The following is a 21,427-nucleotide window of genomic DNA, read 5'->3' on the forward strand; positions in this document are numbered from 1 at the left end:
GCAGAGGGCTGGTTAGAACGCTGACCCAGGCGATGTGAGTCGTCCACGATGAGGAGGTCGTAGTGTTCCTTCGATGCACCAGCATCAAATGGGCTCAACACCATGGACTTGGATAGCCCAGGAGTTTTGGCGAACACCTTCTCTATGGACTTTCGCAACGACTGTTGCGGAATGACCAAACCAATGGTGAAGTCTCTGAGCTGTTCACGGTAACCCTGCTGGAAGAAGTCTGAAAACATGGAGTCGCTGTCGAGCTGTTCGTCTGGTGCACTCTTCGCAATATCTACCAAGAGCTTCATGAGATAGACGGCAACGATCGTTTTGCCCGTGCCAGGGTCGCCCTGGATCACGATAGGCGTATCTGTCTTGTTTTCGAGGTCTTCGAAAAGCTTCTCTAGGACACCCTCGATAGCGACCGACTGATCTGTATTCAGCGCTTTGAACGGTGAGAACTTGAACAGGTCACTGTTTACGATGTCGGGGATGCTCCGAGTGAAGACACCTTCTTTTAGTAGTTCATCAAAGAGTTCATTGAACGTCTCGCGATAGCGATCACGTTCGAAGTAATCGGCATCTGTGATGCCGTGGTTTCCGTTGAGGACTTTGTATTTACTGTCCGCAGCGAGGTAGCGAATCAATTGAGATTCGAGGTCAAGGCAAACCGACTTATTGAAGCGGTCATCGAGGATGACCTTGATCCTCTTCAGGTGCTGACGTTGTTCAACCGCAAGATGTTGGAACATGCGGTTAGCGACGTTGGTGGATTCACCAACGTAGATCTCGTCAGTGCCTTCGATTGTGTAAACAACTGGCCAGTTCTTGTGGCGTGTATCAGCCTCAGCCCACACGCTGACCGCGTCCTTATTGAACGGAAGTCGCTCGATATTAAAGCTGGTCATATTTGTCGCTGCGCCCCCGCGCTTTCTCAACAGGGTATTTCTGTTGAGTTTTAGCCAGCTTTTCAAGAACTATCTCGTTAGGGTCCATACCCAGTTTGTCTGCCAAAAGAAGGCAGTAGGTCAACACATCAGCCAACTCGTCCTGGACGTTTTCTAAGTTAGCTGGACTTCCCCATTGGTAGTTCTCCAGAAGTTCAGCAGCTTCTATGCTCACGCTCTTGGCGAGGTTCTCTGGAGTATGGAACTGAGCCCAATCACGCTCTTCGACAAACTCTCTCAGAGCTTGAATCACATCACGTTGTTCCATGAATTCAACTTATCGCAGAACTTAGTTCACATGTCCGGCAACAAAGGCCATCAGATTCCAAATCATTTGGTGCTGTTCTCCACACCCACATTTCGCTTGCCGGTCTTAACAGATCTCGGTATTTCTGAAATTCGAAGACCTTGAATACCTACCCTCAAGGAATGATGAGCACTATTCCTTGGATCTTTTATGTCTCTGAAGTTGGCAGACCAGTCGTTCAACGCGAAATAGAGAAACTGAAACTTAATCGCTACGAAATGGTCGTACTTGAACGAGTCCTTCTTCGCCTGGAGACCCAGGACAGCACGTGGCACGATTCCACCTATCTCGGTAGAGAGATTTGGGAAGCTCGCATTCGTTTGGTTAACCGCCAAATACGTGTGTTGTATTCGATGGAACTTCAAGAACGTATCCACCTCGCTCTCCTTGCTGCCGTGAAGAAGACCCAGAAAGTTCCTCAGCAATGGATTGCACTTGCCCCGGCGAGAAGGTCCAGCTGGCGATCTCGGATGGACGAACGTGGCTAGAGAGAATATAGTGTTAAAACGATATTTGGAGAACACTCATGAGTACTGACAGCACTGGTCTTCGTCGCATGTTTCCCGACGCAGGATGGGAAACTCCTGCACTGGTGGGCGCCGCCGAAGACATCGACGCCTTGATCGACTTCGTCACACTGCTGAGAAACACACGGCGTTCGGAAGGTGTAACTCAAGTTCAGATTGCAGAGCGTCTGAAGACCACACAGTCCAGCATCTCTGAGTTCGAACGAATTGGTGGAGATCCTCGGATTCAAAGCCTGCAACGCTATGCCCGAGCAATGGGATACCGGGTTCGGTTGGAACTGGAGAAGGTTCCCTCGGAACCTCCGGGGCAGGTTCAGTCTCCCAAGGCAAAATAAGTGCCTGAAATCAACTACTTCGCTAAAGCCTCTAAAGCTTCCCTCGCCAGTGATTGAACGAGTTGTGAGTGGTTGACCCAAGGCGATGTGCTCTGGTCCAACACCGTGACAATTGCTTTGACCCGCTTGCGGCTCTCGCTACTCAATCCGCTGAGAACGTGATCTGTATCTGTGAGGCATGCCAACAACAACACTGCGTCCTCAGCATGACGCATCTTGTCTCGTGGGTCTTCCAGGTATGCAGCACCCTTAAGAACTAGGGCACCTCTCACGCTGGGAATGACAAGTGAGACATTTCCAGCTCCTGTCTTGAGCTCAACATTGACTGTCTCTTTGAGTGCCCGGGTTCCCCCAGCAACCCCAAATAGTGGCCTCCCCAGATAAGCCGGCTTGTTCTTCGCTACATACCTATCTGCACAAAGAACATCAACTTTGTCCGTTGGCTGTCCTTCTCCCACTGATCGCTCGAACTGGTAGGCGAACTTCGTTTCTTCATTGAGAGTGAATCCTGCGCTCTGCAGCAAAGCTGCAGTCTGCGCAAACGACACAACACCCGTTTCAAGATGCAGCGCGCTGTCAACATCTGTCGTAGTTCGTGGTTGAGGCAACCCCGCCAACTGTGCGTGGAGAGAAACCATGAGGCCACCGACAAGAGTCCACGACCTGTGTGGAAGAAGTCGAGCTAGTTCGAACGCAACGGGCCAGGGTGGCTCTAGCCATTCACTCCCTGTGGCATCGAGATGTACCGTCTCTCGTTCCATCACAGCTTTCTCCGAAGCTCCTCTAACCAGGTTTGCGCTGCAGAATGTTCTCTCACATCTCCGAAGATATAGAGCGCACACGCTTCGAGTACTTTACGGTGTGCTTGAGTTCCTTCGACAACAACAATGTCACCTGTGGAGTCTTGTGCCAGTCGTAGCTCACGTGCACGAGTAGATGCGTTTTCAGCAATGAGGACAGCGTTTCCCCCTTTGGCTGAAAGTCCCAGCTCAGGAAGTACAGCCATATCAAGATCATTGAGAGTAGTTGAGGTAGCCGATCTCCTCAGCGCATATCGCCCTCTCATGATTTGACCAATAAGCGCGTGTAGCGCCATGGTCGCTACCCGCTTCTTCAGCCTGCTCTTCTCTGTGCTGTCAAGGCCTTCCACATTGGTTCCAGAAAGGAGAGATAGTGCCGCATTCTGAGTTTCTGCACTCCAGTTGCGTCCTCGGTGATTGATCCTAGAGAACGCCTGTAACTGTCGGGATTGAATAATGTAGCTCGCGCCTACTCGATCAGCCGAGAGAATGCCTTCTTCAATTGCTCTGCGCACTTGCCTAGCTGAGATGCCCGCTTGTTGGGCAGCTTGTGAAACAGTGAGAGACATACATATATTGTCCGATATCGGACTATATATGTCAATGTTTGACCTGAGCCTTAAACACCTCACCCCCGCATCGCTGCGGGGGTGAGGTTGTAGTTTCTCTTTGACTACTTCGCGTCAACATCCTTTGCCAGGGTGCCGAGGTAGAGCTCGATGACCTTAGGGTCATCGGCCAGCTCGCGGCCGGTGCCGGTGTAGGCATCGCGACCCTGGTCGAGAACATATCCACGGTCAGCAATCTGGAGGCAACGACGAGCGTTCTGCTCCACCATGATGACTTTAGACGCCAGCCTTGTTAATGCGGCGTGTGCGAATGAAGGTCTCATCCTGACGAACAGGAGACAGACCAGCAGATGGCTCGTCCAGTTGAGTGGGATTTGACCACTCTTGGCTAATTTCTCATGTGATTAATGGGTACTACATGCACTCCGTCTTCACGGGTGTATGCCCAACCACCAGGCACAACAACTATTAATGCCCCTGGCTTTCCCATTTTGGAGTCATCTACTTTCGATGCAAATTTGAGCAAGTTTGCCGCAGCGGCATCTACTTGGTTGAAACCAAGTTTCACTTCGATGGCGGCCCATTGGCCGTAGTCGTAGCTGACAATCGCATCAACTTCTAGCCCTGAGCTGTCTCGATAGTGCCAGACCTTACCCTCATCCACTTGAGAGTAAATTCGAAGATCGCGTATAACGAGTGATTCGAAGAGGAAGCCCACATAGTTCAAATCATTTCGTAACTTTTCTGGAGTTCCATCCACAGCGGCCACCGCAAGCGATGGATCTACAAAATGCCATTTGGAACTCTTTTTAGCCACCGACTTTGAACGCATATGTGTCGGCCAGGCAGGAAGCGGTTCTAACACAAATATGCGCTCTAGGTCAGAAACATATGACGCCAAGGTGTCATATGTTTCCGGACCTAAATCTCCGACATCTTCAAGGATTGTCTTTTTGGACGCTTCTGTTCCAACGTTGCGGCCTAGCGATGCGAGTAACGCAGCAACTTTTATCGGATTACGAGTTGATTTGTCTGCATTCTGAATATCTACGCGTGCAACCTCGCTCATGTATCCACGGAGTCTGCGCTGGGCCAGGTTGAGTGGCAGAGACAACATACCGGGCCAACCTCCGCGACATATGGCTTCAATGACGTCGTCGAGCGGGAACTCTTTCCGAGGAGCTTTCGGAACTGTCCCCTGCCGAACTAATTCATGGAGAGAAACCTCACCAGCCGAGAGGCCAGACTCAAACAAGGACATGGGCCTCATTCTCAACCGCACTGCTCGACCAGCTCCTGAATGGCGGGTATTGTCGTCGGCAGGAACAGCCGAACCAGTGAATATGTATGTCGCGTTGCTTCCCAAAGCATCAACTTCGTGACGAGCATAATTCCATAACTGCGGGGCCAGCTGCCACTCGTCAATGCCACGTGGCATTACGCCTTGTAAAAGACTCTGTGGATCAACTTCAGCTAACTGCAATGCGTTTTGGTCTGTGTCTAACTTCACAAGACTTGCTGAATGCTCCAGTGTGGTCGCTGTTTTTCCACAAGCACGTGGGCCTTCGAGCAGGACAATACCTTTGACCTGTAGCACCATTGCTAGTTCCACATCTATCAGGCGTTTCCTGTAGTCAACATCCATATCCAAACTTTACTCCATTCGTAAAAATATTGAATTCCTATTCGTAAAAATATTGAATTTATATTCGTAGAAATACTGAAGAATAATTAGTACAAATATTGAAAATTCATTACCGCGTTTGTGGAACGATTTCCGCCTCATCGTCACTCGGACAAAGTTTGATCCAGCGTGGCCTCAAAGATAACTTTCACTGATTTCTTCTCCCGCAGCAGTTATGGATCTGTGGACAAAACAACTCGCCCCCTGCATATGCGCAGAGGGCGAGTAATGAGTTTCTATGTGACTACTTCGCGTCAACATCCTTTGCCAGGGTGCCGAGGTAGAGCTCGATGACCTTAGGGTCATCGGCCAGCTCGCGGCCGGTGCCGGTATAGGCATCGCGTCCCTGGTCGAGAACATATCCACGGTCAGCAATCTGGAGGCAACGACGAGCGTTCTGCTCCACCATGATGACCGAGACGCCAGCCTTGTTAATGCGGCGTGTGCGAATGAAGGTCTCATCCTGACGAACAGGAGACAGACCAGCAGATGGCTCGTCCAGAAGAAGGACCTTAGGGTCCATCATCAGGGCGCGTGCCATAGCGACGGACTGACGCTCACCACCGGACAGCGATCCTGCGCTCTGCTGACGACGGTCAGCAAGTACAGGGAAGATGTCAAAGATGGCGTCGAGACGCTCGTTCAGACGCTTGGGCTGCAGGAACAGACCCATCTGGAGGTTCTCCTGGATGGTCAGGCTGGGGAAGACGTTGTTGGTCTGAGGCACGAAGCCCACACCCATCTGAACCAGCTTGTTGGTCTTGAAGCCTGTGATGTCTTCACCGTTGAGGGTGACAGAACCTTCACGGATCTTGACCAGACCGAAGAGTGCCTTGAGGAGAGTCGACTTACCAGCACCGTTAGGGCCGATGATGCCGATGAGCTCACCAGGGTAAGCCTCGATGGAACAACCGTTGAGGATGTTCACACCGGGGAGGTAACCAGCAACAAGGTTGTCGGCGCGCAGTACTGGCTCGACGCCAGTCTTCTTTGCTTCAGCCATTACTTCTTCTCCTTCTTGGGAGCGTCCATTGCGCCTTCTTCGAGCAATGAGTCATCGCCGAGGTCGGTGTCGTGGTGGGCTCCGAGGTAAGCATCGATAACAGCCTGGTCGCTCATCACGGTGTCCGCAGGACCTTCCGCAACAACGCGACCTTCAGCCATGACGACAACCCAGTCTGAGATGTGGCGAACCATGTGCATGTCGTGCTCAACGAAGAGAACGGTAGTTCCTTCGTCGCGGAGCGACTGGATGTGGCCCAGCAGTGACTGAGTCAGTGCAGGGTTCACGCCAGCCATGGGCTCGTCGAGCATGATCATGACGGGGTCGCTCATGAGAGCGCGTGCCATTTCGAGGAGCTTCTTCTGACCACCAGAGAGGCTACCGGCAAGGTCTTCCTTCTTCTCATAGAGCTTGAAGCGCTTGAGAAGATCTTCGGCCTTGGCGATGTTTGCCTTCTCTTGTGCTGCCCAGAGAGGCTTCACAAAAGCAGCAAGGAATGATTCTCCACGCTGATCCTTGGCACCGAGAAGCATGTTCTGCATCACGGTGAGGCGCGAGAGCGCCTTGGTCAGCTGGAAGGTGCGAACCATTCCGCTCTTGGCAACGGAGGCTGCTGCGGTGTTACCCAGCAGCTTGCCGTTGAAGGACCACTTTGCAGCCTTGTCAGCGGAGGGTCCACCAAACGCCTTCTTTGCAGAGGATGGCTGGTCGAATCCGGTGATGAGGTTGAAGAAGGTTGTCTTACCGGCACCGTTGGGGCCGATCAGTGCGGTGATCACACCGCGCTGCACTTCTAAGTGATCAACATCAACAGCACGGTTACCACCGAAGTCACGGACGACGTTGTCGACCACGAGGATGGCATCGGGCTTTGCTGCGCCAGGAGTCTGTGCGACAGTCTTCAGCTCTGCACGAGCTTCAGCAGCAGTCTTCTTTGTTGCATTAGACATTGAAGTTCAGCTCCTTCTTGTCGCCCAAGATTCCTTGAGGTCTAAAGATCACCAGCAGCATCAGTGCGACACCCACCATGATCCATGAGAACTGTTCGGTCTGCTGCGTGTTCAAGATGGCGTCGGGGACAAGGATGTCCACGGTGCCCTGAATGAAGATACGCAGAGCGAAGAACAGGATGGAACCCAGTACGGGACCCCAGATGGTGGCAGCGCCACCAAGGAGCATCGCGGTCCAGATGAGGAAGGTCATGTTACGACCGAGAGCATCTGGCTGGACCGAGGTGGGCAGGACGTAGAACATACCGCCGATAGCACCGAGGACACCACCGATGATCAGTGACTGCATCTTGAAGGCGAAGACGTTCTTGCCGAGGCTGCGAACAGCATCTTCGTCTTCACGGATGCCCTTGATAACGCGACCCCAAGGGGAGCGCATCAGAAGCCATACGAGAACAGCAAAGATAACAACCAGGCTCCACGCGACGATACGGATGAACCATCCGTTCACACCGGTGTTGTCGAAGGTGAACCACAGGATGGTGGTCTGACCGTCAGGCATCGGTGAGAGTTCGCTGAAGGTGTTACGGAACTGCTCACCAGCGAGACCGTTAGATCCACCCGTGATGTCGTTGAGCACCGAAGCACGACCAACCATACGGACGATTTCCGCCGCGGCAATCGTCACGATAGCTAGATAGTCGCCTCGCAGCTTCAGGGTTGGAATACCCAAGAGCAGAGCGAAGAGAGTTCCACACCCGATGGTGACCAGAGTGGCAGCCCAGAAGGGGAAGCCAGCAATGGTGGCGATGGCGAAGCCATACGCACCAATAAGCATGAAGCCTGCCTGGCCCATGTTCAACAGACCGGTGAAACCGAAGTGAACGTTCAGACCAATTGCTGCAATAGCAAAGGCAGCGGTGGTCGGCAGAATCATGTTCGCCGACATGTCATAGAGAACTTTAATCCACATATCCATGACTGTCCTCCTTAACCGATCCGCTCTTTGCGACCGAAGATACCCTGCGGACGAACCAACAGAATGATAATCAGAAGCACAAGGGCTGTTGCGTACTTGAAGTCACCAGGTACTACGAAGTTGGCGAGCTCTACGGTCATACCGATGATGAGCGAACCAACCAGTGCACCGAAGGCGGTACCGAGACCACCGAGGGTAACTGCGGCAAACATGAGCAGCAGCAGCTGCATACCTGTCTGCCAGTTGATGCCGTTGAGGACCAGGCCGAGCATGATGCCGGAAAGACCAGCAAGTGCGGTGGCGATGACCCAGACCAGACGGATGATGCGGTCTACGTCGATACCGGAAGCCGCAGCAAGTGCTGGGTTATCCGATACGGCGCGAGTTGCGCGTCCCGTACGGGTCTTGAGCAGGAAGAGACCTACCAAGATCAGAACGATGACCGAGAGACCCATTGCCCAGATTGACTCGAAGGTCAAGGTAACGGGACCAATGGTGAAGGTCTCAGGGTTGTTCTTGATAATTCGGATGGTCTTTGCACCCCAGAACATCTGGAAGGTGTACTGCATAGCGAGTGCCAAACCGATGGTCACAATGATCATCTGGGTCAGGCTGAGACCCTTCCTACGCAGTGGCTTCCAAATAAATGCATCTTGGAGGTAACCGGTAGCACCGGTCAGCACAACCACGATGAGAATCGTGAGGAAGATGTTCAAGCCCAGGACGTTCGCAAAGGTGTAACCCAGCAAACCACCCAGGGTCACCTGCTCAGCGTGAGAGAAGCTGGAAAGACCAGTAGTTCCGTAGATGAGCGAAAGACCGATTGAGGCCAGTGCAAGGAGGAGACCGAGACGAAGACCGGAGACAACCTGCTGTGCAAGGCGGTCCCAGTTGAATCCCTCTGCGGCAATTTGCTCCTGTGATTGGCCGTTGTCGGCGCCTTCACCAGTTGCACCATCCACTGCGAAGATCGCACCCTTGGTGAAACCAAGGGTGATGTCTCGCTCCTGGACAGCGTCGCCCTTGAGGGTGACACCTGCAGGGAGGGTCTTCTCGTCGAGGGTAATGGTGTACACGCCAGCAGTTGTAACCGCTGCGTTCCACTTACCGTCTTTGTCGGTCTCGGCGACAACGTTAAGTCCGTTACCGTCGATGGTTAGTTTGACACCAGCACCAACACCCTTGATGGTTCCGTTAAAACACGCAGTTTCTGCATTAGCGACGCAGACGTCACTTGCAGCGTGAGCAGCGGGAGCACCCGTACCCAGCGTGAATGAGAGAACCAACAGGCCCAGGAGTACACCGAAGATGACTCGCAGGCTAACGGGGCTGGAGCGGCGCGCTAAAGCTGTGTTTACCACTGCACCTCCATAGGGAGAGCAACCGAACTGTTGGTCACGCGTTACCCTCCATTTGCTTACATCGTTTGTCGACTTTGACAGACGATACGTGTCGATTATGTCGCACTTGTTAACCACGCGCGATATTGACGACCGGATAAGACTTTAGTAGGGGAATGACAGCTCGCGCCAACACGTTAAGCTTGATAAGAGTTGCATTACTGTAACGGCGCGGAAAATTGCCCGGAATTTCAGACAAATAGATTAAGAAACTAGAGGGATCCATGGCCCAGAACGATCCATTCGGATTTGTTGGACTTACCTACGACGACGTGCTGCTGCTTCCAGGCCACACGGACGTTATTCCGAGCGAGGCAAACACTGCCAGCCGCTTTACCCGCCGCATCACGCTGAACAAGCCATTGATCTCCAGCGCTATGGACACCGTGACCGAAGCCCGCATGGCTATCGCCATGGCCCGTCAGGGCGGTATTGGCATCCTGCACCGCAACCTCTCTATTGAGGACCAGGCTGACCAGGTAGATAAGGTCAAGCGCTCTGAGTCCGGCATGATCACCAACCCGGTAACCACCACGGCAGAAGCAACTGTTGCTGAGGTTGATGGCCTGTGTGGTCAGTTCCGCGTGAGCGGTCTTCCTGTTGTGGATGCTGACGGAACTCTGGTCGGCATCATTACCAACCGCGATATGCGCTTTGTTTCTGATGCAGACAAGCAGAAGCTCACCGTGCGCGAGGTCATGACCCCGATGCCGTTGGTTACCGCTCCTGTTGGTGTCTCTGCTGATGACGCTATTGCGCTGCTGGGTAAGCACAAGATTGAGAAGCTGCCCATTGTCGATGGTGCCGGCAAGCTCACCGGTTTGATCACCACCAAAGACTTTGACAAGTCCGAGAAGTACCCTGACGCCACCAAGGACGATGCCGGCCGCTTGCGCGTCGGTGCCGCTATTGGTTTCTTCGGAGACGCCTGGCAGCGTGCGGAGGCACTCCGCGATGCCGGCGTGGACGTCCTTGTTGTCGACACCGCCAACGGTGACTCTGCTGGTGTGCTGGACATTATTAAGAAGCTCAAGACTGACCCTTCCTTTGCACACATCGATGTCAACGTGGCAACCCGTTCCGGTGCACAGGCACTGGTGGACGCAGGTGCTGACGGCATCAAGGTTGGTGTTGGTCCCGGTTCTATCTGCACCACTCGTGTTGTTGCTGGTGTGGGCGTGCCTCAGGTCACCGCAATCTGGGAGGCCTACCAGGCTGCTGGTCCTGCTGGTGTTCCTGTTATTGCTGATGGTGGCTTGCAGTACTCCGGTGACATTGCCAAGGCACTTGTTGCAGGTGCTGAGTCCGTGATGCTGGGTTCCTTGTTCGCTGGCTGCGACGAAAGCCCCGGCGACCTCGTCTTCGACAACGGTAAGCAGTACAAGAGCTACCGCGGCATGGGTTCCTTGGGTGCCCTGCAGACCCGCGGCGAGCGCACCTCGTATTCCAAGGACCGCTACTTCCAGTCGGACGTCCCCAGCGATGACAAGCTCATTGCTGAAGGTATTGAAGGCCGCGTTGCCTACCGTGGACCTCTCTCTGCTGTGGCGCACCAACTTGTTGGTGGCCTGCGCCAGTCCATGTTCTATGTGGGCGCTCGCACCATTGCCGAACTTCGATCGAACGGTAAGTTCGTGCGCATCACCGCGGCAGGGCTGAAAGAGTCCCACCCACACGACATCCAGATGGTTGTCGAAGCACCGAACTACCGTAAGTAATACAGAAAGAACGTCTGGGGAACCACAGTGACTGAAATTGAGATCGGGCGCTCAAAGCGTGCTCGTCGCGCCTTTGCCTTCGATGACATCGCTGTTGTCCCTAGCCGTCGCACCCGTGACCCTCAGGATGTGTCTGTCAGCTGGGGCATTGATGCCTACCAGTTCGAGATTCCTATCCTTGCTGCCCCGATGGACTCCGTGGTCTCCCCCGAGACCGCTATTGCCATGGGCAAGCTCGGTGGTGTGGGGGTTCTGAACCTCGAGGGTCTGTGGACTCGTTACGAGAACCCGCTTCCTGTTCTTTCTGAGATACGTTCTCTCCCTGCAGCAACCGCAACCAAGCGCATGCAGGAGCTCTATGCCGAGCCCATCAAGGCCGAGCTCATCACAGCGCGCCTGGCCGAGGTTCGCGCCTCTGGCGTGACCGTGGCCGCTGCGCTGTCTCCACAGCGCACCCAGGAGTTCTACCAGACCGTGGTCAACGCGGGTGTGGACCTGTTTGTAATCCGTGGCACCACGGTTTCTGCAGAGCATGTCTCCAAGGAAACTGAAGCTCTGAACTTGAAGAAGTTCATCTATGAACTCGATGTTCCTGTCATTGTTGGTGGCGCAGCCACCTACACCGCAGCCCTGCACTTGATGCGCACCGGTGCTGCCGGTGTTCTGGTCGGCTTCGGTGGCGGTGCTGCCTCGACCACCCGTGCTTCTCTCGGAATTCACGCACCTATGGCCACCGCTATTGCGGATATTGCCGGTGCTCGTCGTGACTACATGGACGAGTCCGGAGGACGCTATGTCCACGTCATCGCAGATGGTGGCCTGGGCACCTCTGGTGACGTGGTGAAGGCCATTGCCTGTGGTGCTGACGCCGTCATGCTCGGCTCTGCACTTGCTCGTGCCACCGATGCTCCTGGTGGTGGCTGGCACTGGGGCCACGAAGCACACCATGGTGAGCTTCCTCGCGGTAACCGCGTGCACGTGGGTCAGGTTGCCCCACTCGAACAGCTTCTCTACGGCCCTGCTGCTGTGGCAGATGGCACCGCCAACATTGTTGGTGCCCTGCGCCGTTCGATGGCGACGACGGGGTACTCCGACCTCAAGGAGTTCCAGCGCGTCGAGGTTGTTGTTGCCCCCTACAGCGCAGCTGGCAGCTCTGCTGTCACTGCTCCTTCTTCTGACGTGACGCTCTAGTCATGACAGACACCGCTTCTTCCCAGTTCTCTGGAGAGGGTGTGCTCAATGCACACTCTCGTGCTGAAGCGCTGGCTGCCATGGCAGCCGAAGAGCTCGACATTCTTGTCATTGGTGGCGGCATCGTGGGCGCGGGCTGTGCTCTGGATGCGGCTACGCGCGGTCTGAACGTCGGTGTGGTGGAAGCACAGGACTGGGCTGCGGGAACCTCAAGCCGCTCCTCCAAGCTCGTGCACGGTGGTATTCGCTACCTCGAACAGCTCGACTTCCACCTGGTGCAGGAAGCGCTCACCGAGCGTGGGTTGCTGTTGCAGCAGTTGGCTCCCCACTTGGTCAAGCCCATACGTTTTCTCTACCCGGTGGAGCACAGGATCTGGGAACGCGCCTATGTGGGTGCAGGCATGCTGCTCTATGACATCTTTTCTTATGCCGGTGGCCGTCGCCCCGGCGTCGGACACCACCGTCACCTGAGCAAGCGCCAGATTGGTTTGGCCGCACCAAGTCTCAAGTCCTCAGGGATCATCGGTGGCATGAGCTACTACGACGGTCGCGTCGATGATGCCCGCTATGTCGTGAATCTGGTTCGCACGGCGGTCGCCAACGGCGCTCACGCGGCGAACCGCACCGAGGTCATTGGCTTCCTGCAGAAGAAGGGTCAGGTCGTCGGGGTTACCGTGCGTGATCTGGAGACTGGAAAAGAATTCCCCATCCGCGCCAAGCAGGTCATTAACTCCACCGGAGTGTGGACCGGAACCACCCAAGAGCTTGTCCACGATGGCGGCACGCTGCGCGTGCGGGCATCGAAGGGGATCCACATTGTGGTTCCGCGTGATCGCTTCAAGTCGGTCATGGGTCTGCTGCTGCGCACCGAGAAGTCTGTGCTCTTTGTTATTCCCTGGGGTCGTCACTGGATCATTGGCACCACCGACACCGACTGGCACTACGACAAGGCACATCCTTCTGCCACCGCCACAGATATTCAATACGTGCTCGATCACGTGAACGCAGTACTCGATGACCCCATTACGCACGACGATATCGAGGGCGTGTATGTGGGTCTGCGTCCCTTGCTGGCCGGTGACTCTGAATCCACCACGAAGCTCAGCCGTGAACACGTCGTGGTCAAGCCCAAGCCAGGGCTGGTGCTCATTGCCGGCGGTAAGTGGACCACCTACCGCGTGATGGCGAACGACGCCGTGGATGCGGCCGTGGAAGAACTCAACACCCTGGCTGGTGAAGGTTCTATCCCCGCCAGTGTGACCGCGTCTGTTCCCTTACTCGGTGCTGCTGGTTACAAGGCCTCGTGGAACCGTCGCACCCGCACCGCTGCGCGTGCGGGTCTGCCGAAGTCTGTGGTGGAGCATCTGCTCAACCGCTACGGCTCGATGGCAGAAGATCTGCTCGCCATCATTGCGGCTGATCCAAAGCAGGCCGAGTCTCTACCTGGTAACCCTGACTACCTCCTGGCTGAGGTCACCTATGCCGTGACTCACGAGGGTGCTCTGCACATCGAAGACGTGCTGTCCCGTCGCACGCGTTTCACCATTGAAACGCGGGATCGGGGCATTGAAGCTGCTGTCGTGGTGGGCAAGATCATGGGCACGCTGCTCGGGTGGAGCGCTGCGACAGAGAAGAAGGAAGTAAAGAACTTCCGTCTCGGCATCGAAGCAGAGTTTGCTGCCGAGCAGCAAACTACTGATGAAGCAGCCAACGCTATTCGCACGGCCGTGCCCTCGATTACCGAGATGCCTGCCTGATGCTGCGTACTGCTCTGAAAGTTCGCTGGATTGCGTTCCTGCTCCTGGTGATGGGAGCTGCTGCCGCTTTTGCGTGGCTGGGTCAATGGCAGCTCGAACGAGCCATCATTGCCTCGCAGCCCATTGATGCTGAATCCGAGACCATCATTCCCTTGGTGGAGTTACAGGTGCCCGGAATCGCACCCTCCGAGGTTGCCAGTGGTCATATGACTGAAGTCACCGGTGTGCTCGTTCCTGATTCCTACACCGTGCTCACTGGCCGACTCAACTACGGTGAGGCAGGGTATTGGCTCGTGGGTCGCTTCCTCGCTGAAGAAGGCTCGCTGCCCATTGCTCTGGGCTGGGCTGCGGACGAAGTTACGGTGCTGGCCGTGGAAGACGAGCTCAATGCCGCTGCTGAGGTTGAACCTGCCGTGGTGACGGGACGTTTCATGCCCACCGAGGCACCAGTGGTCCCCGAAGGTGACCAAGGGCCTTTCGTGGAGAGCACGCTTTCGGTGGCGTCGCTGGTAAACCTCTGGCCTAACTTCTCTGGGCCGGTCTATGAGGGTTATCTCGTGGCCGATGTTGCCCCTTCGGGTTTGGACGTTATTGAATCCATTCCGCCCATGAATGAGGGCTCCGTGAACTGGCTGAACATCTTCTATGCCGTGGAGTGGATTGTTTTCGCTGGCTTCGCATTCTTCATCTGGTGGCGCCTGGTCAAGGACGCCTATGAGCGTGAACTCGAAGAAAAAGCTCAGCTCGAGGCGAAGTAAACTAGAGCCATGCCTTTAGCCCCGCGCACCGTTGATATCCCTCGGATTCCGAAGGCACTGAAGTTCTACAAGGTGATGTCTTACATCACCGGTACGTTCCTTCTTCTTCTCGTTGCCGAGATGATTCTGAAGTACTGCATCGACTACCGCACGAATGCTTTCGTTGCCCCCAACGGCATGGTTGATCCTGCTACTGGTGACTTCATCTTCCTTGAGCCTGGCTATGAGATTGAACTCTTTGGCCCTCAGGGTTTCCTGGCTCTTGTTCCCAACGACACCGTTGAAGCTATCAACCTCTCTATTGGCATCTTGGTCATCCACGGCTGGCTCTATGTGGTTTATCTCTTTGCCGGTTTCCGTATCTGGTCCATGATGCGCTGGAGCTTTGGCAAGCTGCTCATCATTGCCCTCGGTGGCATCATCCCTGGTTTGTCCTTCGTTGTTGAGCACTTCTATGCCAAGAAGGTTGTGGCATTCCTGGCAACCCAAGACCCCTCTGTTCTCCAATCCCCCACCCCAGCAAAAGGAGAGGCCGCGTGACGCAGCCCCAGCCCGTACTCGTCGTTGACTTCGGCGCCCAGTACGCACAACTCATTGCCCGTCGCGTTCGCGAAGCGGGCGTGTATTCCGAGATTGTTCCCCACTCGATTACCGCTGCTGAGGTCTCAGCCAAGAACCCCGTGGGTATTGTGCTCTCCGGTGGCCCCTCCAGCGTCTATGAGCCAGGCTCTCCTTCACTCGACCCTGCCATCCTCGAACTCGGCATTCCCGTCTTTGGTATTTGCTACGGCTTCCAGGTGATGGCTCAGGCCCTTGGCGGAGCCGTTGCCCAGACGGGGGGACGCGAATACGGCGCAACCGACATGGCTGTTAAGGCAGACCACGCTCTCGTGGGCGGACAGCCCACGACTCAGACAGTGTGGATGAGCCACGGTGACCAGGTCGCCACCGCACCGGCAGGATTCACCGTCGTTGCCTCGACGGACGCAACTCCTGTTGCGGCCTTCGCCAACGACGAACGCCGTCTCTACGGCGTTCAGTGGCACCCTGAGGTCAAGCACTCTGAGTGTGGTCAGGATCTACTCGAGAACTTCCTGCACAAGTGTGCTGGGCTTCCTGCGGACTGGAACAGCGAGAACGTCATTGAGACGCAGGTTGCTGCTATCCGCGCTCAGGTGGGCACCAGCCGCGTGATCTGCGGTCTATCTGGTGGTGTTGACTCCGCTGTGGCAGCAGCCATTGTTCACAAGGCAGTGGGCGACCAGCTGGTTTGTGTCTTTGTGGACCACGGTCTGCTCCGTCAGGACGAGCGCCGCCAGGTTGAAGAAGACTACGTCAAGGCCACCGGCATTCGCTTGGTGACTGTGGACGTGCGCGAGCAGTTCTTGAACGCCCTCGCAGGTGTCAGCGACCCTGAGACCAAGCGCAAGATTATTGGCCGCGAATTCATTCGCACCTTCGAGCAGGCAGAACGCGACCTGATGGCCGAAGCTGCTGCCGATGGTGAGCCCATCAAGTTCTTGGTGCAAGGAACCCTCTACCCCGACGTGGTGGAATCGGGTGGTGGCAGTGGAACTGCCAACATCAAGAGCCACCACAACGTGGGCGGCCTTCCTGATGACCTCCAGTTTGAATTGGTTGAACCTCTGCGTGCGCTCTTCAAGGACGAGGTTCGCGCCATTGGTCGCGAGCTGGGTCTTCCCCACGAGATCGTGGGACGCCAGCCCTTCCCCGGTCCTGGACTCGGTATTCGTATCGTCGGAGAGATCACTCAGGAGCGTCTGGACCTACTCCGCGAAGCAGACGCCATCGTGCGTCACGAGCTGACCGCTGCGGGCCTAGACGACCAGATCTGGCAGTGCCCCGTTGTCCTTCTGGCTGATGTGCGATCCGTGGGCGTCATGGGAGATGGTCGCACCTACGGTCACCCCATCGTCTTGCGTCCCGTGTCTTCAGAAGATGCCATGACTGCAGACTGGACGCGTCTTCCCTACGACTTGCTGGCCAAGATCTCGAACCGCATTACCAACGAGGTTGCTGGCGTGAACCGCGTCGTGCTGGATGTCACCAGCAAGCCACCAGGAACTATTGAGTGGGAGTAATTCAACCCCTAAGGGTTGATGACTTTCCTCTGGCTTGAGGTGATCGCTGGTTTTCTGCGTTCACGGGTTAGTTCAGGACTAGTGCGTTCCACAGGTGTGACGTTGAACGTGACGGCGTAACCCAAAGCTCTCATGTATCTGGCAAAGGTAGTGAGTTTGAGATTGCCATCACCATTCACAACTTGGGAAACACGACTTTCGCCAATGCCCAATATTTCTGCCAGTTGTTTCTGAGTGACACCTGTACTCGACAACGCTGTCTGAAGAAGAACAAGCGCATCATTAGTAAGTTGAGACGCGGCAAGTTCACGAGCACCCAGAGGAGAGGTGCCAAGGTCATCAAACACCGTAAGTGCTGCCTTAGCTTGCTTTGTCATAATCAATGTCCTCTTTTCTAGTAAGGAGTGCCAGATTAATATCTTCCTGAGACGTTTTCGCTGATTGTTTGACGAAACTGTGCCCTAATCTCAAAATCGGATAGAACTGATCTTCAAGGAAACTCTTGCGTTGGTGACCGTGGAAATTCCCCGCTCCATCAGTGTCATAAAAGGTGATGCGAATCGTTTCTCTTTTCAGTTCCCATACGCCCTCTGTGAGGTAATTCAGAGCACCTGACCGAGGCAGGTACCCATCTGCGATTTCCTTGATGAAAATCATCAGATCGGTTAGAAACAATGGTTGAGCAGTATCCGGTGGTGGAAAATCTGGAATCTCCACCCGGGCCTGCGCAAGCTGATTCAGCATCCTCATGGCAGGCGAAGTGCCATCCTTTCGAATGGCACATTCAATTGCAAAATGTGTTCCCACATAAATCAGCGTACGGGAAACTTTACTTAAATGTAAAGTTGTTTTTTCACTCATCTGCGCAGATTAACTGTCAGCAGGATCTGTAAATGCTGCGCCGATCTAGATGTGGACAAATTCAGAGATGGCAAGATCTGGTGGAACAAGTACAAACCGAGTTAAAAGAGGTCACCCCCCGGGCCGAGGCCCGAGGGGTGACTACTTCAGTGCATTTACTGTTTAGGATTTACCCTCAACAGCGGATGCCCATACTGGAACGTTTACATCGTTGTACTTGTAGATACCGATGAACGCGGAGGATGGGTCATTCTTTGCGTTGAAAGGACCAACCGAAGATGGGCCCTGGTACTGAATGTCCTTACCATCCTTGATGAGAGCTACACAGTCAGCGTAAGTAGTGCACTTTTCGCCACCGTTAGCACCCGATACAGCAGCCAGGTTTTCCTGGATTGCTGCAGGAGTGGTTGCGCCACCCTTGGTTGCAGCAAGTGCTGCAAGCATGGTTGCGTCGTAGGACTCGGCAGCGTAGCTGAAGTCAGTGAGCTCTTCGCCCTGAACGTCAGACCAGTACTTGCCGAGGAGTGCCTTCAGCTCGTCCGAAGGAGCTGCACCAGGAATGGTTCCCTGAGCACCTTCGAGGGTACCTGCTTCAAAGTCCTTCTCGAAGGATCCGGTGTTTCCATCGGTGAAGTAGGTGTTAGCCATGTCCCAACCCTGAGCTACGAGCTCGGGGATGATTGCCTTGGTCTCGTCGAATGCGATAACTACGAGTGCGTCAGGCTGAGTAGCCAGAGCAGCAGTTACCTCAGAAGAGAAGGTGGTCTGAGCAGGAGGGAATTCCTGGCCAGCGCCCTTGGCACCGTATACAACGGAGCCACCAGCTTCAACGATGGATGCCTCGGTCGAGTCACGAAGACCGGTTCCGTAGGAGTCGTTGAATACGAGGAATGCAATCTTCGAGTTTCCGTCACCGGTGATCAGCTGACCGAGAGCAGAGCCCTGTACGGTGTCTGGTGGTGCGGTGCGGAAGTAGAAGGGGCTGTAGCCGGAAAGGGCTGCAGAGGTGTTAGCAGGAGAGATCTCCACGATGCCAGCCTCGGTGAACGAGTCAACAACGTTGAGAGATACGGAGGAAGAAGCTGCACCAAGTACAACCGATACCTTCTGCTTGATGAGGTCTTCTGCCGAAGCGGTAGAAACAGACATGTCGCTCGAGTCACCGGAGTCGGTTTCGTAGAGACAAGCGTCGGTTCCGTTTACGCCACCAGCTGCGTTGATGTCTGCGATTGCAAGACCAACACCAGCGATTTCGGGTGGGCCGAGGAAGGCGAGGTTACCGGTGACGGGCAGGAGGGTTCCTACCTTGAAGGTGTTGTCGCTAGTGCTGTCGGCGGCACACTTAGCAGCTTTGTACGCTGCGTCGCTTGAGCCACCGTCGGTTGATCCGCTTGCACAGCCAGCCAGCACGAGTGCTGAGGTTGCTGCGAGAGCAAGACCACCGAGTGCACGAGTGCGGAGAGAAAGTTCTCGCATGGTACTCCTTGGTGATTTATGTGATCAGAGCGCAACGATGCGCTCTGTTGTATTACCAAACTAGGCGAGAGATGTTTCCCCAGACAACATTTGCGGGTTACAACTAGGTAACAAACTGTTTGATACCGAAAGAAAGCGTCACAAAAGCAGGCGAAAACGCCTATCTGGTGCTTAAAACGGAGAAATTGTGCGTGTGACTACTTCTTGGCCACGTCGATGGTCTTGCCGAAGTAGGCAACACCGGTGGTGGGGTCATAGTTAATCTGACCAGCAGGTCCGGTGTAGTTGATGGCTTGCTTGTCGCCGACAGCCGAAACACACATGCCGTAGCTGGTGCAGGGGAAGCCGTTCTGCAGGGTAACGGCGATCAGGCCCTGAGTAATGGATGCGCCGCCGTCATCCTTGCTGACGGTGGCAGCCAGGATGGATGCAATGGCAAGGTCATACGCTTCAGCGCCGTAACCGAGCTCCGACAGGCTGGGGTCTGACGCCTTGAGGCGCTTGCTCAGTGTCTCATCTGGAGTGATCGCGGCAACGGTTGCTCCCTTAGGAGCAGTCTTTTTGTTGGCAATGGAGACGATGGCCACATTGCTGTCGTTCTTCGCTACGAGTTCTTCCAGAGTGGCAACCACTGTTGCCGAAGCAGGAGCAATAATGACGTCCACGCCACGCGAGACGAGATCGTTGAAGCTAGCTTCGGTAGCAGCAGGGTCACCATCGCCTGCGTTGCGGTGGAGCACCTCAACGGGAACCTTGTTGTAACCACCCTGCTCATTGACTTCCTGAGCAGCGAGGTCAACACCAGCAGCCTGGGCTGCTGCGTAGGCTGCAAGGTCACCCGAGACCGGGGTCATGTCACCGATGCGCAGGATGCCGTCACCAGATGGCTTCACAGCAGTCGGGGTCACGGTGGGAGTAACGGCGGAACCGCCCGAGCAGGCAGCCATTCCGAGAACTACTGCACCAGCAACGAACACGGTGGCAATTTTGTTGAAACCCACGGTAACCCTTTTCATCAAAGCGAACTTACCGCTCAACAGTACCGACCAGATTCCCAGTTCGTGCTGATGGCACGCGCTCTATTCGATAGTGAGCTCTTCGGCTGCGCGAGCGAGTCTGTTTGCTTTGCCATTGCGCAGCATGTCTGTGGTGAGCACAATCAGTGCCACCCAAATGATGAAGAAGCCCACCCAGCGAACCGGTGGCATGGGTTCGTGCAATACGAAGACAGCCATGCAGAAGGAGAAGACGGGTGTGGAGTATTGGATCAAACCGATGGCGGTAAGTGGCAACCGCCTGGCTCCAGCACCAAACATGATTAAGGGCACTGCCGTGGCAACACCGGCAGAAGCTAAAAGCAAGGTGTGGGGAATGCCATAGCCAAAGAAGGTCAGGCCCACCAGGTTGGACACTATGATCAACTGGATGATCGCCACCGGCGTCATCCAAATAGTCTCAATGGTGAGGCCACTGATAGCGTCGACGACACCACCGGTGCGCTTCTTGATTAAGCCATAGAGACCAAAGGACGCCGCCAAGGTCAGTGAGATCCAGGGAATGGTGCCATAGCTCACAGTGAGAACAATGACGGCGACAAAGCTGATACCGACGGCAACCCACTGCAGGGGACGGAGTTTCTCGCGCAGCACCAACACACCCAACACCACCGTGACGATGGGGTTGATGAAGTAGCCGAGCGAAGACTCCACAATCTGGTTACTCAACACCGCGATGATGAAGACCTGCCAGTTGATATAAATCAGCACCGCTGCAACACCGAGAGTAAGCATGAGCTTGCGCTGCGCCATGATGGCGAACAGCTTCTTCCAGTTCCTGGTGACCGCAATCAAGAAGGCACAGAAGATGAGAGAGAACAGGATGCGGTAGCCAACAACTTCAAAGGGGGTAGCCGGCTCCAACATGAGGAAGTACAGCGGGAACAATCCCCATAGGCCATAAGCGCCAAAAGCGTAGAGCAAGCCGGAACGAGAGAGCTTCTCGGGCACAGCAGATGCACCGGGAGAAGACATGGTTCGAGCCTACTCCTGAGCAACCTCTGACTATCCTTTGCA

At 55.0% G+C, this 21,427-nt stretch carries 22 protein-coding genes and 1 pseudogene; 8 read left to right on the forward strand and 15 right to left on the reverse strand.

Annotation, left to right across the window (positions count from 1 at the left end):
• Together RR877_RS05305 and RR877_RS05310 are read right to left on the reverse strand one after the other, a co-directional pair.
• Positions 1–899 (reverse strand): DEAD/DEAH box helicase family protein (locus tag RR877_RS05305; RefSeq protein WP_332627775.1); only part of this gene is annotated, 899 nt, incomplete at its 3' end.
• Positions 886–1,206, reverse strand: coding sequence for a nucleotide pyrophosphohydrolase (locus tag RR877_RS05310; protein ID WP_332551239.1), 321 nt, complete (start codon positions 1,204–1,206; stop codon positions 886–888). The genes RR877_RS05310 and RR877_RS05305, both read right to left, overlap by 14 nt.
• Positions 1,207–1,370: 164 nt before the next feature.
• Between RR877_RS05310 and RR877_RS05315 the strand changes: the two genes are divergently transcribed.
• Positions 1,371–1,733 (forward strand): type II toxin-antitoxin system RelE/ParE family toxin, encoded by a 363-nt coding sequence (locus RR877_RS05315; protein WP_332627776.1) that lies wholly within the window; start codon positions 1,371–1,373, stop codon positions 1,731–1,733.
• A gap of 38 nt (positions 1,734–1,771) precedes the next feature.
• Positions 1,772–2,107 (forward strand): helix-turn-helix transcriptional regulator, encoded by a 336-nt coding sequence (locus RR877_RS05320; RefSeq protein ID WP_280795662.1) that lies wholly within the window; start codon positions 1,772–1,774, stop codon positions 2,105–2,107.
• A gap of 14 nt (positions 2,108–2,121) precedes the next feature.
• Here the strand turns inward: RR877_RS05320 and RR877_RS05325 are convergent, their stop codons facing one another.
• The 8 genes and pseudogenes from RR877_RS05325 to RR877_RS05360 all read right to left on the reverse strand — a co-directional run bounded on the left by RR877_RS05325 (position 2,122) and on the right by RR877_RS05360 (position 9,453).
• Positions 2,122–2,868, reverse strand: a complete 747-nt coding sequence (locus RR877_RS05325) for a hypothetical protein (RefSeq protein WP_277495546.1) — start codon at positions 2,866–2,868, stop codon at positions 2,122–2,124.
• On the reverse strand, positions 2,868–3,476 hold the full coding sequence (locus tag RR877_RS05330; protein WP_332551241.1) for a hypothetical protein: 609 nt from the start codon (positions 3,474–3,476) through the stop codon (positions 2,868–2,870). Before RR877_RS05330 ends, RR877_RS05325 begins: the two co-directional genes overlap by 1 nt.
• A 104-nt stretch (positions 3,477–3,580) precedes the next feature.
• A pseudogene (locus tag RR877_RS05335) lies at positions 3,581–3,839 on the reverse strand (ABC transporter ATP-binding protein); the annotation flags it as partial.
• 25 nt (positions 3,840–3,864) lie between these two features.
• Positions 3,865–5,121: a DUF4143 domain-containing protein gene (locus RR877_RS05340; protein WP_332551584.1), complete on the reverse strand. Its 1,257-nt coding sequence runs from the start codon at positions 5,119–5,121 to the stop codon at positions 3,865–3,867.
• Positions 5,122–5,404: 283 nt separating this feature from the next.
• Positions 5,405–6,163 carry an ABC transporter ATP-binding protein gene (locus RR877_RS05345; protein WP_277494975.1) on the reverse strand — a complete coding sequence of 253 codons (759 nt, stop codon included), beginning with the start codon at positions 6,161–6,163 and terminating at the stop codon, positions 5,405–5,407.
• Positions 6,163–7,113: an ABC transporter ATP-binding protein gene (locus tag RR877_RS05350; protein WP_110232774.1), complete on the reverse strand. Its 951-nt coding sequence runs from the start codon at positions 7,111–7,113 to the stop codon at positions 6,163–6,165. Before RR877_RS05350 ends, RR877_RS05345 begins: the two co-directional genes overlap by 1 nt.
• The gene (locus RR877_RS05355; protein ID WP_332627777.1) at positions 7,106–8,092 is read right to left on the reverse strand and encodes a branched-chain amino acid ABC transporter permease; all 987 of its coding nucleotides are present in this window, start codon (positions 8,090–8,092) and stop codon (positions 7,106–7,108) included. The genes RR877_RS05350 and RR877_RS05355 overlap by 8 nt, the downstream gene beginning before the upstream one ends.
• 11 nt (positions 8,093–8,103) lie before the next feature.
• Positions 8,104–9,453 carry a branched-chain amino acid ABC transporter permease gene (locus RR877_RS05360; RefSeq protein ID WP_277494972.1) on the reverse strand — a complete coding sequence of 450 codons (1,350 nt, stop codon included), beginning with the start codon at positions 9,451–9,453 and terminating at the stop codon, positions 8,104–8,106.
• A gap of 263 nt (positions 9,454–9,716) precedes the next feature.
• Between RR877_RS05360 and guaB the strand changes: the two genes are divergently transcribed.
• The 6 genes from guaB to guaA are packed head-to-tail and all read left to right on the forward strand — an operon-like array spanning position 9,717 to position 17,018.
• On the forward strand, positions 9,717–11,210 hold the full coding sequence (gene guaB / locus RR877_RS05365; RefSeq protein WP_332627778.1) for an IMP dehydrogenase: 1,494 nt from the start codon (positions 9,717–9,719) through the stop codon (positions 11,208–11,210).
• 27 nt (positions 11,211–11,237) lie between these two features.
• Positions 11,238–12,401 carry a GuaB3 family IMP dehydrogenase-related protein gene (locus RR877_RS05370; protein ID WP_280795669.1) on the forward strand — a complete coding sequence of 388 codons (1,164 nt, stop codon included), beginning with the start codon at positions 11,238–11,240 and terminating at the stop codon, positions 12,399–12,401.
• A gap of 2 nt (positions 12,402–12,403) precedes the next feature.
• The gene (locus RR877_RS05375; RefSeq protein WP_332550971.1) at positions 12,404–14,158 is read left to right on the forward strand and encodes a glycerol-3-phosphate dehydrogenase/oxidase; all 1,755 of its coding nucleotides are present in this window, start codon (positions 12,404–12,406) and stop codon (positions 14,156–14,158) included.
• Positions 14,158–14,916 carry an SURF1 family cytochrome oxidase biogenesis protein gene (locus RR877_RS05380; RefSeq protein WP_332550970.1) on the forward strand — a complete coding sequence of 253 codons (759 nt, stop codon included), beginning with the start codon at positions 14,158–14,160 and terminating at the stop codon, positions 14,914–14,916. The genes RR877_RS05375 and RR877_RS05380 overlap by 1 nt, the downstream gene beginning before the upstream one ends.
• A gap of 9 nt (positions 14,917–14,925) precedes the next feature.
• Positions 14,926–15,456 carry a DUF3817 domain-containing protein gene (locus RR877_RS05385; RefSeq protein WP_110232768.1) on the forward strand — a complete coding sequence of 177 codons (531 nt, stop codon included), beginning with the start codon at positions 14,926–14,928 and terminating at the stop codon, positions 15,454–15,456.
• Positions 15,453–17,018, forward strand: a complete 1,566-nt coding sequence (gene guaA / locus RR877_RS05390; RefSeq protein WP_110232767.1) for a glutamine-hydrolyzing GMP synthase — start codon at positions 15,453–15,455, stop codon at positions 17,016–17,018. Before RR877_RS05385 ends, guaA begins: the two co-directional genes overlap by 4 nt.
• A gap of 8 nt (positions 17,019–17,026) precedes the next feature.
• Here the strand turns inward: guaA and RR877_RS05395 are convergent, their stop codons facing one another.
• The 5 genes from RR877_RS05395 to rarD form a co-directional block, all read right to left on the reverse strand.
• Positions 17,027–17,395: a helix-turn-helix transcriptional regulator gene (locus tag RR877_RS05395; protein WP_110232766.1), complete on the reverse strand. Its 369-nt coding sequence runs from the start codon at positions 17,393–17,395 to the stop codon at positions 17,027–17,029.
• Positions 17,379–17,879, reverse strand: coding sequence for a hypothetical protein (locus RR877_RS05400; protein WP_162532627.1), 501 nt, complete (start codon positions 17,877–17,879; stop codon positions 17,379–17,381). Before RR877_RS05400 ends, RR877_RS05395 begins: the two co-directional genes overlap by 17 nt.
• 162 nt (positions 17,880–18,041) lie before the next feature.
• Positions 18,042–19,355, reverse strand: coding sequence for an ABC transporter substrate-binding protein (locus RR877_RS05405; RefSeq protein ID WP_332550969.1), 1,314 nt, complete (start codon positions 19,353–19,355; stop codon positions 18,042–18,044).
• A gap of 197 nt (positions 19,356–19,552) precedes the next feature.
• The gene (locus RR877_RS05410; RefSeq protein ID WP_332550968.1) at positions 19,553–20,356 is read right to left on the reverse strand and encodes an ABC transporter substrate-binding protein; all 804 of its coding nucleotides are present in this window, start codon (positions 20,354–20,356) and stop codon (positions 19,553–19,555) included.
• Between the two features lie 78 nt (positions 20,357–20,434).
• Positions 20,435–21,385: an EamA family transporter RarD gene (gene rarD, locus RR877_RS05415; protein WP_332550967.1), complete on the reverse strand. Its 951-nt coding sequence runs from the start codon at positions 21,383–21,385 to the stop codon at positions 20,435–20,437.
• Between the last annotated feature and the right edge of the window lie 42 nt (positions 21,386–21,427).

Source organism: Aurantimicrobium sp. (assembly GCF_036667855.1).
Taxonomy (GTDB): Bacteria; Actinomycetota; Actinomycetes; order Actinomycetales; family Microbacteriaceae; genus Aurantimicrobium.